Source organism: Terrimesophilobacter mesophilus, assembly GCF_014200375.1.
In the GTDB taxonomy this organism is placed as follows: Bacteria; Actinomycetota; Actinomycetes; order Actinomycetales; family Microbacteriaceae; genus Terrimesophilobacter; species Terrimesophilobacter mesophilus.
The window spans coordinates 2,179,772-2,192,251 of sequence record NZ_JACHBP010000001.1; the positions used below are offsets into that span (position 1 = coordinate 2,179,772).

Annotated in this window: 13 protein-coding genes; 8 read left to right on the forward strand and 5 right to left on the reverse strand. The window is 66.4% G+C overall.

Translation table 11 applies throughout. The features are described from left to right. Nucleotides 1-42 precede the first annotated feature (42 nt). The gene (locus BKA04_RS10745) at nt 43-1,347 is read left to right on the forward strand and encodes a CDP-glycerol glycerophosphotransferase family protein (protein ID WP_104096415.1); all 1,305 of its coding nucleotides are present in this window, start codon (nt 43-45) and stop codon (nt 1,345-1,347) included. Here the strand turns inward: BKA04_RS10745 and BKA04_RS10750 are convergent, their stop codons facing one another. The 4 genes from BKA04_RS10750 to BKA04_RS10765 all read right to left on the reverse strand — a co-directional run bounded on the left by BKA04_RS10750 (nt 1,348) and on the right by BKA04_RS10765 (nt 4,885). Beyond that, nucleotides 1,348-2,247 carry a hypothetical protein gene (locus tag BKA04_RS10750; RefSeq protein WP_104096416.1) on the reverse strand — a complete coding sequence of 300 codons (900 nt, stop codon included), beginning with the start codon at nt 2,245-2,247 and terminating at the stop codon, nt 1,348-1,350. A 307-nt stretch (nt 2,248-2,554) separates the two neighbouring features. After that, nucleotides 2,555-3,328: an ABC transporter ATP-binding protein gene (locus BKA04_RS10755; protein WP_104096417.1), complete on the reverse strand. Its 774-nt coding sequence runs from the start codon at nt 3,326-3,328 to the stop codon at nt 2,555-2,557. Then, nucleotides 3,328-4,125 carry an ABC transporter permease gene (locus BKA04_RS10760; RefSeq protein WP_232842038.1) on the reverse strand — a complete coding sequence of 266 codons (798 nt, stop codon included), beginning with the start codon at nt 4,123-4,125 and terminating at the stop codon, nt 3,328-3,330. The genes BKA04_RS10755 and BKA04_RS10760 overlap by 1 nt, the downstream gene beginning before the upstream one ends. Nucleotides 4,126-4,192: 67 nt before the next feature. After that, nucleotides 4,193-4,885 (reverse strand): phosphocholine cytidylyltransferase family protein, encoded by a 693-nt coding sequence (locus tag BKA04_RS10765; RefSeq protein WP_104096418.1) that lies wholly within the window; start codon nt 4,883-4,885, stop codon nt 4,193-4,195. Between the two features lie 384 nt (nt 4,886-5,269). On the opposite strand from BKA04_RS10765, the gene BKA04_RS10770 reads away from it, so the two are divergent. The 3 genes from BKA04_RS10770 to BKA04_RS10780 are packed head-to-tail and all read left to right on the forward strand — an operon-like array spanning nt 5,270 to nt 7,860. Beyond that, a complete protein-coding gene (locus BKA04_RS10770) occupies nt 5,270-6,022 on the forward strand; it encodes an ABC transporter ATP-binding protein (protein ID WP_232842075.1) in 753 nt (250 codons plus the stop codon). Then, on the forward strand, nt 5,998-7,572 hold the full coding sequence (locus BKA04_RS10775; protein WP_104096420.1) for a hypothetical protein: 1,575 nt from the start codon (nt 5,998-6,000) through the stop codon (nt 7,570-7,572). Before BKA04_RS10770 ends, BKA04_RS10775 begins: the two co-directional genes overlap by 25 nt. Nucleotides 7,573-7,593: 21 nt before the next feature. After that, the gene (locus BKA04_RS10780; RefSeq protein ID WP_104096421.1) at nt 7,594-7,860 is read left to right on the forward strand and encodes a DUF3039 domain-containing protein; all 267 of its coding nucleotides are present in this window, start codon (nt 7,594-7,596) and stop codon (nt 7,858-7,860) included. Nucleotides 7,861-7,894: 34 nt separating this feature from the next. Here the strand turns inward: BKA04_RS10780 and BKA04_RS10785 are convergent, their stop codons facing one another. Next, complete coding sequence (locus BKA04_RS10785) at nt 7,895-9,160, reverse strand: nicotinate phosphoribosyltransferase (RefSeq protein ID WP_104096757.1); 1,266 nt, start codon at nt 9,158-9,160, stop codon at nt 7,895-7,897. Nucleotides 9,161-9,260: 100 nt separating this feature from the next. On the opposite strand from BKA04_RS10785, the gene murI reads away from it, so the two are divergent. The 4 genes from murI (at nt 9,261) to BKA04_RS10805 (ending at nt 12,474) form a co-directional block, all read left to right on the forward strand. Further along, a complete protein-coding gene (gene murI / locus BKA04_RS10790; RefSeq protein WP_104096422.1) occupies nt 9,261-10,100 on the forward strand; it encodes a glutamate racemase in 840 nt (279 codons plus the stop codon). A gap of 67 nt (nt 10,101-10,167) precedes the next feature. Further along, on the forward strand, nt 10,168-10,893 hold the full coding sequence (gene rph, locus BKA04_RS10795) for a ribonuclease PH (RefSeq protein WP_104096758.1): 726 nt from the start codon (nt 10,168-10,170) through the stop codon (nt 10,891-10,893). Nucleotides 10,894-10,897: 4 nt separating this feature from the next. Further along, nucleotides 10,898-11,500 carry an RdgB/HAM1 family non-canonical purine NTP pyrophosphatase gene (gene rdgB / locus BKA04_RS10800; RefSeq protein ID WP_104096423.1) on the forward strand — a complete coding sequence of 201 codons (603 nt, stop codon included), beginning with the start codon at nt 10,898-10,900 and terminating at the stop codon, nt 11,498-11,500. Between the two features lie 68 nt (nt 11,501-11,568). Then, nucleotides 11,569-12,474, forward strand: coding sequence for a cation diffusion facilitator family transporter (locus BKA04_RS10805; RefSeq protein WP_104096424.1), 906 nt, complete (start codon nt 11,569-11,571; stop codon nt 12,472-12,474). Nucleotides 12,475-12,480: the final 6 nt, after the last annotated feature.

Genomic DNA, 12,480 nt, shown 5'->3' on the forward strand with positions numbered 1-12,480 from the left:
GTGCGGTCGGCAGGTGGCATCCAGCACTGGTTTAATCGGCTCGTGGCCATCCTGACCGATCTGCAGTCCGCCAGGCGGATCGTGCGCAACCTCATCCGGTCCAGGAAGACCCGTCGCGAACTCGGTCGACGTCTCGAGACGCTGCCGGCACCGGAGAACGGCAGTATCCGGATCGCCGTCTACTTCGCCGACACGAAGGTGAACCTGTACCAGATCCGCCAGTGGTACGCGCCGCTCGCAGAGCTCGACAAGAGCTGGCCGGTGACGATCATCACGCGCTCGCCGGGGGCGACTCTGGCGATGCTGGATGAGTCTCCCGTCCCCGTCATGTATCTGCGCAAGGTCGTCGATCTCGAGCAGTTCGTCACCGACCAGGACCTGCGCATCGTGTTCTACGTCAACCAGAACACCAAGAACTTCCAGATGTTCCGATACGGGCGCATGTGGCATGTCTTCGTGAATCACGGCGAGAGCGACAAGATGTACATGACGACCAACCAGTTCAAGGCATACGACTACAGTTTCGTGGCCGGCGAGGCTGCGCGGGATCGGTTGAGCCGGAAACTGTGGGATTTCGACGTCGACGCGCGCACGATGATGATCGGCCGCCCGCAGGCCGACCATTTCGCGGGGGACCTCCCATACACTCCGGATGATCGCACCGTCGTGCTTTACGCCCCGACCTGGGAGGGCGACCGGGAGGCAGCCGCGTACGGGTCGGTGGCCACGCACGGTGTCGCGCTCGTGAAGGCGTTGCTGGCGACGGGGAAGCACCGGGTCATCTACCGGCCGCATCCGCGCAGCGGGGTGGTGGATGACGACTACCGGCGTGCGAATGAGACCATCATTGCGGCGATCGCGTCGGCGAATGCCCGCGATCGCTCTGCCCAGCACATCTATGACGACGGCCGGGACATGGGGTGGCAGTTGGCGGCGGCGGATGTCGCGATCACCGACGTGTCGGCCATGGTCTACGACCGGCTCGCGGTCGGTAAGCCGCTGCTCATCGCGCGGCCGGTGAATCCGGCGGCGGAGATCGACACGGCCGGCTACCTCGGACACGCTGAGTGGCTTGATGCGGCCGACGCGGGCGACATCGTCTCGCTGGTCGAACGTGTCCAGCACAGCCCAGAGGCCAGGGAGCGTCTCGAGTTCTGGGTTGAGCGGCACTTCGGTGACACGAGGCCGGGCGAGGCCACTCGCCGCTTCCACGAGGCCGTTGCCGGCCTCATCGAGAACTGGGATCGTCACGCGAAGATCCACCTCGGGGATCGGCGGGTGCGCGAGTCGGATCCGTTCGAGGGTGAGGGCGACGACGAGGACGATCCGTCGACATCCGACGACTGATCACTCCGGCCGGCTCGGCCCCTGCGGGCTCGGCCCTGGATTGCTCTGCCCCGGCTCACTGTGCTCCAGCTCGCTGGAATTCTTCCGCCTGGGCACGAGCTGACCGAGCTGTTTGAGCCGGCGCACGACCACTGGCCCGCTCGTGCTTGTGACGGTGATCGCCTTCGGGGCCTTCACCTTCGGGTCGAGGTTCGCGAGGAATCCGGTGGGTGGCGGGCCGAATGCCGTGCGGGAACTCGCGACGACCTTCCTGCCCAGCATGTTGTTCGCCGTGCCTCCGACGACGGCGCCGATTCCGAAGGGCAGGATACGTCCGACGGCGCCGGTCGCCGTGTTGCGGGTGAAGCGGCGGATGAAGGCCTTCTGCATCCGGTCGGCGATCTGACCGACGAAGGCCTGCGGAACGTTCCGGCCGATGACATCGCCCCAGAACTTCGTCTGCGGCACACCGTTGCCCGTCGCCTGCGCGGCGAGGTTTCGCACCAGGTCGGCACCGGATGTCCCGAGCATCATAGCCATGACGATCGTGCGGGCGCGGTCGGGGTCGGTGACTGCGACGCCGTGGATTTCGGCGACCGATTGCGCAAACAATGCCGTCGTCTCGAGGAAGCCTGCGGTCTCGACGCCGGTGAGCACGAGGCTGATTCCGGTGCCGACTCCGGGGATGACGGCGGCCGCGCCGACGCCGGCGCCGCCGGAGGTCACAGCGGTGAGGTAGCGGCGCTCCAGGATCTGGATGACGCGCGCGGGAGACGCATCCGGGTGGCGCTTGCGGATGCTCCGGATGTGCGCGAGCACGGCGGGCCGCTGCGTCGTGAGCAGTCGGTCGAAGCCCCTGACGGCCATCGGATGCTGCGCTGCCTCGACGGGGTCAATGCTGGCGGGTTCGATCACCTTCACGCTGCCCCTCTCTTTCCGGGAAACCAATCCTATGCGGTGCCCGTGGCCGCTCCCTGTAGAGCGGAATATTCTTGCTGAAGACTCTGGACATACCGCAGTCACACCACGGTCACACCCCAGTGGCATGGACTCATGAAACTCAGCGTGAACCTCCCAGCGGACGACGTCGCGTTCCTCGACGAGGAGACTCGAGCAAGTGCGTTCGATCAGCACCGACCGGCTCGTGCGCCCGATCGGCGGGCTCACCACCGAACTCATGGGCCGCCAGGACGCCGAAGTCCGACTGCACCTGTCGCCCTGGCACGAGCTACTGCGTGACGAGGCCGTAGTCCGCGTTGTAGCGATCGAGCACATCGCCGATGTCGGCATCCATCACGAGTGCACCGCCGTCCAGGTACAGGCCGCGCGTGCAGAACCGCTTGAGGTCGCGCTCGTTGTGCGAGACGAAGAACAGGGTGCGCCCACCCGCGAGCAACTCCTCGATACGGCGGTAGCACTTCTCGCGAAACGCCTTGTCGCCCACCGCGAGCACCTCATCCACGAGCAGGATCGGCTCCTCGAGCCGCGAGATGACCGAGAACGCGAGCCGCACCTTCATGCCACTCGACAGGTGCTTGTACGGGGTGTCCAGGAAGTCGCCGATCTCCGCGAAGTCGATGATCTCGTTGAACCGCTGGGCGATCTCGTCCCGCTTCATCCCGTGCAGCCCGGCCATGAGGTTCACGTTGTCGCGGACCGTGAGGTCCTCGACGAACCCGCCCGTGATCTCGATGAGCGGTGCGACGCCCGCGTGCACATGCACGGTGCCTTCATCCGGGAGCAGCACGCCGGTCACGAGTTTCAGCAGGGTCGACTTGCCCTGGCCGTTGCGTCCGACGACGCCGATCGCCTCGCCGCCCGCGACGGAGAACGTCACGTTGCGCAGCGCCCAGAACTCGCTCGGGCGAGTCCGGCGATTGCGTCCGGCGAACAGGTCCTTGAAGTTGCGACGAGAGCGCCGATTGCGGCGGAATCGGATGCCGACGTTCTCGGCCTCGATGACGACGGAGGTCTCGATGGGCGCGATCGGAGAGCTGCCCATCAGATCTCCTTCAACACGGAACGCTCCGTGCGCCGGAACACGAAGATCCCGACAGCCAGGATCGCGAGGCTCACCCCGGTGCCGACGACGACCGCGAACCACTCGAGTTGCTCCGGGAAGAACGCGCTCCGATAGAGCGCGAAGATCCCGGCCAGGGGGTTGAACGCCGCGAGCCTGTCGAGGCCGTGGGGCAGGTCGCTGAGCCCGTAGATGATGGGGCTCGCATAGAACAGGAAGCGCAGGATGAGCTTGATCGCCCGTTCGAGGTCGCGGAAGAACACGACGAGCGGCGCGACGATGAGCCCGACGCCGACGAGCAGGATCGCCTGCAGGATGATGGCGAGCGGGAAGAACACGACCTGCCAGTGAAGCTGTGCGCCCGCGAATATCGCGAAAATCGCGAGAACCGGGATGCTCGCGAGGAACTCGATCCCCTTCGACAGGACGAGTCGGTTCACCCAGATCGTGCGCGGGATCTTCGTCGACCGGATCAGCTTCGCCTCACGCAGGAACGCTCTCGTGCAATCGCCTACGGCGCCGTTGAACCACATCCACGGCAGCAGGGCAGACAGGAGGAACACGATGTACGGCTGGGCCCCCACCGTCCGGTCGAAGACCTGGGTGAACACGAACCAGTAGATGGCCGCCATCACGAGCGGGTCGAGAATCGACCAGAAATATCCGAGGATCGACGTGGAGTACCGCACCCGCAGGTCGCGGATCGTCAGGAGCCACAGAGAGTGCCGGTAACGGTCGACGGGCGACCATGCCGGGCGTTCGTTCACGGTGGCGGACACGACAACTATCGTAGAGTCTCGCGGCTGTCACCGGTCCCGACAGGCTCGACCGGAGAAGAACGGCCGGTCACACGAAGAGGTTCGCGCGCTCCAGGTCCTCGGCGAAGTCGACTTCGACGGCGTAGAGGTCCGAGATGTCCATCGGCTCCACACGCAGCGAGTCCTCCTCGATCGCGAGCTCCAGGCCGCGCTCGAAGTAGTCCTGGTCGTTCACGCGGGTGAGCTGGCGAACAAGTGCCGCTTTGCCGTCGCGCGAGATGTAGTTGATACCGACGGCCTCGCCCAGTCCGGCCTTGACGGTCTTGGAGAGTTCGCGGATGTACCCCTCCGCATCCGTCGTGTACTTCACTTCCTCCTCAGACACCTTTGCTGTGTTGACGGAGACGAAGGACTGGTCCCTGGCCACGAGCACAGCTGCGCGCTCAAGAGCCTCAGGGTCGAAGACGACGTCGCCGTTCATCCAGAGCACACCGCCGGGAGTCGACGCCCGCAGGGCCCGCAGCAGGCTCTTGGACGTGTTCGTCTGGTCGTACTGCTCGTTGTACACGAACGAGGCCTCGGGAAACGCCTCAATGATGTGCTCGAGGCGGTAGCCGACAACGATGGTCACCTTGGCGTTGCGGCCGAAAGCGTGCTGGATGTTGTCGAACTGCTGCTGCATGATCGTGCGGCCATCGCTCAGCTCGGTGAGCGGCTTCGGCAACGACCGACCAAGCCTGCTGCCCATCCCGGCAGCCAGGATCACAATCTGCGTACTCATCGGTACTCCTTCGGTGTCATGGATATCGCGAGAATTCACCCGTTGTTCGGGGCGCGATAATACGTCAGACACCTCATCGTGCTGGGGTCAACTTTATCCGGCCGACATCCGAGGAATGCTGGGAGTTGCGGTGTTGTGGCCATTTCGTGATGATCTGTCGCCAGCGCGAGAACCGTGGGGGTCCGGGTTGGTACGGTGGTCATCGTGACGAAAGCCGACAGCATTCTCGCTCAGTTCGACGAGCACATCGCGAAACTCGAAGCGGATGCCGCGCGGGAGCGGCGCGCACTTGAGGCGGCATTGCGCAAGGAGAAGGCCGTCACGGCCGCGCCGAAGGATGCGCCGAAGGCGAAGAGGCCGAAGGATGCGCCGACGGCAGAGCGCATCCTCGAGGTGCGTGGACTCGCCAAGCACTTCGGCGACAACGCGGCCGTCGCCGGCATCGACCTCGAGGTCGATGCCGGAACGATCGTCGGAATCGTCGGCCCGAACGGCGCCGGGAAGACGACGACGCTGTCGATGATCACCGGGCTATTGCGGCCCGATGCGGGCACCGTCGTCGTGCACGGTGCCAACGTCTGGGAGGACCCTGCTGCGGCGAAGCGGCAAATGGGTGTGCTTCCCGACCGTCTGCGGCTGTTCGATCGGCTCACCGGCAACCAGCTCCTGTTCTATGCCGGCGTGCTCCGCGGTCTCCCCGCCGACACGGTTCGGGAACGCGTGGCGCAGCTCGCCGCATCCTTCGGTCTCGAGAGCGCCCTGAGCCGACTCGTCGCCGACTATTCCGCGGGGATGACGAAGAAGCTGTCGCTTGCCGCAGCACTCATCCATTCGCCGCGGCTCCTCGTCCTCGATGAACCGTTCGAGTCCGTCGACCCGGTGTCTGCCGCGAACATCATCGAGATCCTTCGCAAGTACGTCGCCGCGGGTGGAACCGTTCTCCTGTCCAGTCACAGCATGGATCTCATCGAACGCGTCTGCGATTCGGTCGCGATCATCGTCGACGGAGTAGTTCTGGCATCCGGGACCGTCGCAGAAGTGCGGGGCGCTGGGTCACTCGAGGACAAGTTCGTCGAACTGGCCGGCGGAAAGTCAACCGTGGAGGGGCTCGAGTGGTTGCACAGTTTCTCGGACTGAAGCTGCGGCTGCTCGGCAACCTGTTCCGACGGAGCCCCTGGCAGGTCTTCGGCCTCATCGTCGGTCTTCTCTACGGTCTGGGCGCAGCGTTCGCCGTGCTCATCGGGCTCGTCGCGCTTCGTACGGTGGATGTCGAGCTCGCGCGGAGCGTCGTCGTCGTCGCCGGTTCACTCATCGTGCTCGGGTTTCTGTTCGTTCCGCTCGTATTCGGAGCCGACGACACCATCGACCCGCGCAAGTTCTCGCTCTTCGGAATCCCGACCTCGCGGCTTGCCCTGGGGCTCGCGGCGGCGGCGTTCGTGGGGGTACCGGCACTCGTGATGGCGATCATCGCGGCCGCCCAGGTCGTCACGTGGGCGCGGAGCGTGCCGGCGACCATCGTGGCCATCGTGAGCGCGCTCGTGCTCGTCGTGACCTGCATCCTCGGGTCCAGGGTCACCACGACGGTGGCGACGCTGCTCCTGTCCACCCGGCGGGCTCGCGAGGCGACGGGGCTCATCGGGCTCGTCGTGCTGAGCGCACTCTCCCCGCTCATCGCCATCATGATGACGGTCGACTGGGAGCACCAGGGCCTTGCTGTCCTTCATTCGATCGCGGATATCGCCTCCTGGACCCCGCTCGGTGCGGTGTGGGCAGCACCCGGGTCGGCCGCCGCCGGCGACGCGGGTGCCGCATCCGGCGAGCTCATCATCGCGCTCGCCTTCGTCGGATTGCTGTGGCTGGTATGGCGTGTGCTCGTCGCGGCGATGCTCGTCAGGCCGGATCGGGTGTCGCGCACGCGCGCCTACACGGGACTCGGGTGGTTCGCACGACTGCCGGCTTCGCCCTCCGGCGTGATCGCCGCGCGAAGCCTCAGCTACTGGGGGCGCGACGTCCGATACCGTTCAGCGCTCGTCATCGTTCCCATCGTTCCGGCCGTCATGATCGGCGCGCTGGCCGTCGCGGGGGTGTCACTGCACTTTCTCGTACTGTTGCCGGTGCCGATCATGTGCTTCTTCCTCGCCTGGAGCACGGTGCACAACGATGTCGCCTTCGACAACACGGCGGTGTGGCTGCACGTCGCATCCAACACGGACGGCCGTGCCGATCGCGCGGGGCGGATCGTGCCTCCGCTCGTTCTCGGACTCATCGTCATCGCGATCGGAACGCCGCTGTGCGCGTGGGGTTACGGCTCTGCGGATGTCGTTCCGTCGCTGCTCGGGACCAGCCTGTGCGTCCTGTTCGTGGGGCTCGGCCTCTCGAGCGTGATCTCCGCCGGATTCCCGTACCCTGCGGTGCACCCCGGAGACAGTCCCTTCGCCCAGCCGCAATCGAGTGCGACAGGGGCATCCTGGGTCCAGGGGTTGTCGCTCCTGGCCGTGCTCGCGGTGACGACGCCGACCGTCGCACTCGCCGTGCTCGGGATCGCGTTCGGGGAGGGATGGCATATCGCTTCCCTTCTCGTCGGGCTCGCGACCGGTGGCGTCGCGCTTTGGGGTGGCATCGTTCTCGGTGGTCGCGTGTTCGACGCCCGCGGGCCGGAACTCCTGGCGTTCACTGCGCGGTACTGAGCTGCGCGTTAAGCTGGGGCCATGAGCAGCCAGGACACTGACCACACCGGTGGCGGAACATCCACCCTGGATCGTGAACTCGAAGAGCTCCTCCAGCAGGAGCAGCTCGAAGAGGGCGACCACGAGCGCTTCTCCCACTACGTTCCGAAGGACAAGATCCTGGAGTCGGCACTCACCGGCAAGCCGGTACGCGCACTCTGCGGCAAGCTGTGGACTCCCGGTCGCGATCCGGAGAAGTTCCCGGTGTGCCCGACCTGCAAAGAGATCTACGAGAAGCTGAAGAAGTAGCCCGGGGATGTCCGGCGCGCCGACTGCGGGCGCACTACTCGTACACGGTCGGGATGACCGGCTCGCCGCGCGCGAGGCGGAACGCATCAGTCGGGAGCTCCGCCACGGCCGCGGCGCGATGCTCACGGGCGAGGGCGGTGCCGGCGACGCCCAGGTATTGCGGGTCGGGCACGCCTGCGGTGACGAGCGGGACGAGTAGCGGACGTCCGGAGCGCGCGGATGCCGTCGGGGCATCCGGGTCCTGCTCGACGTGCAGCACTTCCGCGCTCGCGACGCCTCCGTCGAGTGCGCGCAGCGGGGACTTCCGACCGCCGACGGAGAGCTTCGCCGTCGATTTCTTCGCAACGGACACCCATTCGCCGTGCGAGTCCTCGCGCGCCACGAGCTTGTACACCATCCCGGCGGTGGGGGAGCCGGAGCCGGTCACGACGGAGGTTCCGACGCCGTAGGAGTCGACCGGCGCCGCCCGAAGCGCCGCGATGGCGTACTCGTCGAGATCGCTCGTGACGGTGATCTTCGTGGCGGTCGCACCGAGCCCATCGAGTTGCCTGCGCACGGCGGATGCCTGGCCGGGCAGGTCCCCGCTGTCGATACGGACAGCACCGAGCGATGTGCCGGCGACCCGCACAGCCAGGTCGACCGCCGCCGCCACGTCATAGGTGTCGACGAGCAGGGTCGTCCCCGGGCCGAGCGCAGCGACCTGCGCGCGGAAGGCATCCTCTTCCGAGTCGTGGAGCAGGGTGAACGAGTGTGCAGCCGTCCCCATCGTCGGGATGCCCCACGTGCGGCCCGCCTCGAGATTGCTCGTCGCATCGAACCCCGCGATGTACGCCGCGCGAGCTGCGGCGACGGCCCCGCGCTCTGTGGCGCGGCGGGAGCCCATCTCGGCGAGTGGTCGGCCGCCGGCCGCGCTCACCATCCGGGCGGCGGCGCTCGCCACCGCTGAGTCGTAGTTCAGAGTGCTGAGGGCGAGAGTCTCGAGGACGACGGACTCCGCGAACGTGCCCTCGACCACGAGGATGGGCGAACCGGGAAAGTAGAGCTCGCCCTCCTGGTAGCCCCAGATGTCGCCCTGGAACCGGTACCCGGCGAGCCAGTCGAGAGTGTCGGCGTCGACCACGTCGTTGTCGCTCAGCCAGGAGAGCTCTGCATCGCCGAATCGGAAGTCGGTGAGTTCTTCGATGAGGCGGCCGGTCCCCGCGACGACCCCGTAGCGACGCCCGCTGGGCAGGTGCCGGGCGAACACCTCGAAGACCGAGCGTCGCTGTGCGGTCCCGGCGCGCCGCGCAGCATCCACCATCGTGAGCTCGTATCTGTCGGTCAGCAGCGCACTGGTCACAGCACGAGCCTAGCGTCGCTCCGCAACGTCGCCACGGGTACTCACGCTAAACTCTTCTCTCGTGACCGACGCACCGATTGGCATCTTCGACTCCGGCGTCGGCGGGCTCACGGTGGCGCGGGCGATCATCGACCAATTGCCGAATGAGTCGATAATCTACGTCGGCGACACCGCGCATTCCCCGTACGGTCCCAAGCCCATCGCCGAGGTGCGCGAGTACGCGCTGGCCGTCATGGATGACCTGGTCGCTCAGGGGGTCAAGCTGCTCGTGATCGCCTGCAACACGGCCTCGGCAGCGATGCTTCGGGATGCGCGGGAGCGCTTCACGGACGGCTACGGGATCCCCGTCGTCGAGGTCATCCAGCCCGCAGTGCGGGCCGCCGTGCGCCAGACCCGCAACAATCGCGTCGGCGTGATCGGGACGCAGGGCACGATCAAGTCCAAGGCGTACGAGGATGCGTTCGCCGCGGCATCCGACCTCGAATTGTTCACGCGAGCCTGCCCGCGGTTCGTGGAGTTCGTCGAGGCGGGCGTGACGTCGAGTCCGGAGCTGTTCCGGGTCACCGAGGACTATCTCGCACCGCTCAAGGCGGCAGGGATCGACACGCTCGTGCTCGGCTGCACGCACTATCCGCTCATGTCTGCGGCCATCCAGTTCGTGATGGGCCGCGATGTGACGCTCGTCTCGAGCGCGGAGGAGACGGCCTACGACGTGTTTCGCACGCTCGTCAAGCACGGACTCGTTCGAGAAGCCGCATCGCCTCCCGCCTACCGCTTCGAGGCGACGGGGGACAGCAAGATCGAGTTCATGACACTGGCCAGGAGGTTCCTCGGGCCGGAGGTATCCGCCGTGCAATTGGTGGAGACCGGCACGCCGGCAACAGTGGAGGAGACAGCCTGACATGCCAAATGACGACAGCACCGTTGACGCCGGCACAGTCGAAGCCGGCACGGATTCTGCCGGCACCGTGACCAGAGCAGACGGCCGAGCCGTGGACGAGTTGCGCCCGATCACGATAGAGCGGGGCTGGAGCGAGCAGGCAGAGGGGAGTGCCCTCATCTCGTTCGGACGCACGAAGGTGCTGTGCACGGCATCCTTCACGAACGGCGTCCCGCGCTGGATGACCGGCAAGGGCAAGGGCTGGGTCACGGCCGAATACTCGATGCTGCCGCGCTCGACGAATGAGCGGATGGATCGCGAGTCCGTCAAGGGCCGAATCGGCGGGCGCACCCATGAGATCTCGCGACTGATCGGCCGCTCGCTGCGCGCCGTCGTCGACATGAAGGCACTCGGAGAGAACACCATCGTGATCGACTGCGATGTGCTCCAGGCGGATGGCGGCACGCGTACCGCCGCGATCACGGGCGCCTACGTCGCCCTCGCCGACGCACTCGAGTGGGGCCGCGGCAAGCAATTCATCGGCAAGAACGCGAAGCCGCTCTTCGACAGTGTCGCGGCGGTGAGCGTCGGCATCATCGATGGCACGCCCATGCTCGATCTCGCATATACCGAGGACGTCCGGGCCGAGACCGACATGAACGTCGTCGTGACCGGTCGCGGCCTGTTCGTCGAGGTTCAGGGCACAGCCGAGGGCGCCCCATTCGACCGTCGCGAACTCGACTCGCTCCTCGACCTCGCGGTGGGTGGTACTGCGACTCTCGCGGGGCTGCAGGCATCCGCCACTGCTGGGTGACCTCATGACCGCGAAGCTCGTCCTGGCCACCCACAACGCACACAAGGTGGATGAGCTTCGGCGCATTCTCGGTCCGCTCCTGGACGGTATCGACCTGGTCGGCTACGACGGGCCGGAGCCGGTCGAAGACGGGCTCACGTTCCAGGAGAACGCCCTCATCAAAGCTCGGGCCGCCTTCGCCCACACCGGGGTGCCCTCGATCGCCGACGACTCCGGGATCTGCCTCGCTGCGCTCGACGGGGCGCCGGGCATCCACTCTGCGCGGTACGCAGGGACCAGGGTCGACTCCGACAATGTCGCCCACCTGCTCGAGGAACTTGCCAGAGTCGGCGCCGATCGCCCCGAGGATCGCCGCGCCGAGTTCTGTTGCGCCGCGGCGTTCGTCATGGATGGAATCGAACACGTCGAGCTCGGGGTCTGGACCGGAACGGTGCTCGGCGAGCCCGCCGGCGCGAACGGTTTCGGATACGACCCGGTCTTCCAGCCAGACGGTTACGACGTCGCATCCGCCCAACTGGCCGCGGAGCAGAAGGATGCCATCAGCCATCGCCGCCGCGCGTTCACCCAACTCATCCCGGTCGTTCGTGCCAAACTGCTCGCGTCCTGAGATCGAGAATCGTTGCTGACCGCGGCAACTGATGGCCGGTGCGATCGGCTCAACCTAATCTTGATGATGTGAGCCACCACCATCACTCGAGCGCGAACCGCACCCGCCTTCTGCTGGTGCTCGGAATCGTCGTCGTGGTTCTGGTCATCGAGGTCGTTGGAGCGATCTTCACGGGTTCGCTCGCCCTGTTCGCGGATGCCGGGCACATGTTCTCCGACACGATCGGGCTCAGCGTTGCACTCGCGGCGACGGTGATCGCTTCGCGGCCGGCCACCGACCGGTCGACGTTCGGGTTCCAGCGGGCGGAGGTGTTCGGCGCGCTCATCAATGGCGGCATCCTGCTCGCGGTCGCCATTTCGGTCGGCTATCAGGCGATTGCGCGACTCATCGAGCCGGGCGACCTCGAGATCAAGAGTCTCCCGATGCTCGTCGTGGCGGGTCTCGGACTTCTCGCGAACGTCGTCTCGGCGCTCATCCTTCGACCGCAGGCCGCATCGTCGATCAATATGCGCGGCGCATACCTCGAGGTACTCGGCGACCTGCTCGGATCGGTCGCGGCGATCGTGGCGGCGGTCGTCATCCTCACGACCGGATTCATGCCGGCGGATGCGATAGCGTCCCTCGCGATCGCGCTCATGATCGCGCCCCGCGCCGCGTTCCTGCTGCGGGATGCCGTGCGAGTGCTCAGTGAGTCCGTCCCGGTGGACACGAGCGTGGCGGAGATCCGCGAACACATCCTGCGAACCGCAGGGGTCGTGGATGTGCACGACGTCCACGTGTGGGCGATCACCTCCGGACATCCGGTGTTCTCGGCCCACGTCGTCGTCGCCGATTCGGTGTTCGCCGACCAGGACACGGGGCGCCTGCTCGATGAGCTCTCCGCCTGCCTCGCCGATCACTTCGATGTCGCCCACTCGACGTTCCAGCTCGAGCCGGGCGAGCACGCGCAGCACGAGGAGCACCTGCACGACTGACGCGCT

Coding starts and splice junctions, on each gene's coding strand:
- BKA04_RS10755 (WP_104096417.1), bottom strand. CDS start 3,328: ATGGGCAGCTCTCCGATCGCGCCCATCGAGACCTCCGTCGTCATCGAG.
- BKA04_RS10765 (WP_104096418.1), bottom strand. CDS start 4,885: ATGAGTACGCAGATTGTGATCCTGGCTGCCGGGATGGGCAGCAGGCTT.
- BKA04_RS10780 (WP_104096421.1), top strand. CDS start 7,594: ATGAGCAGCCAGGACACTGACCACACCGGTGGCGGAACATCCACCCTG.
- BKA04_RS10785 (WP_104096757.1), bottom strand. CDS start 9,160: ATGGTGGATGCTGCGCGGCGCGCCGGGACCGCACAGCGACGCTCGGTC.
- rdgB (WP_104096423.1), top strand. CDS start 10,898: ATGACCGCGAAGCTCGTCCTGGCCACCCACAACGCACACAAGGTGGAT.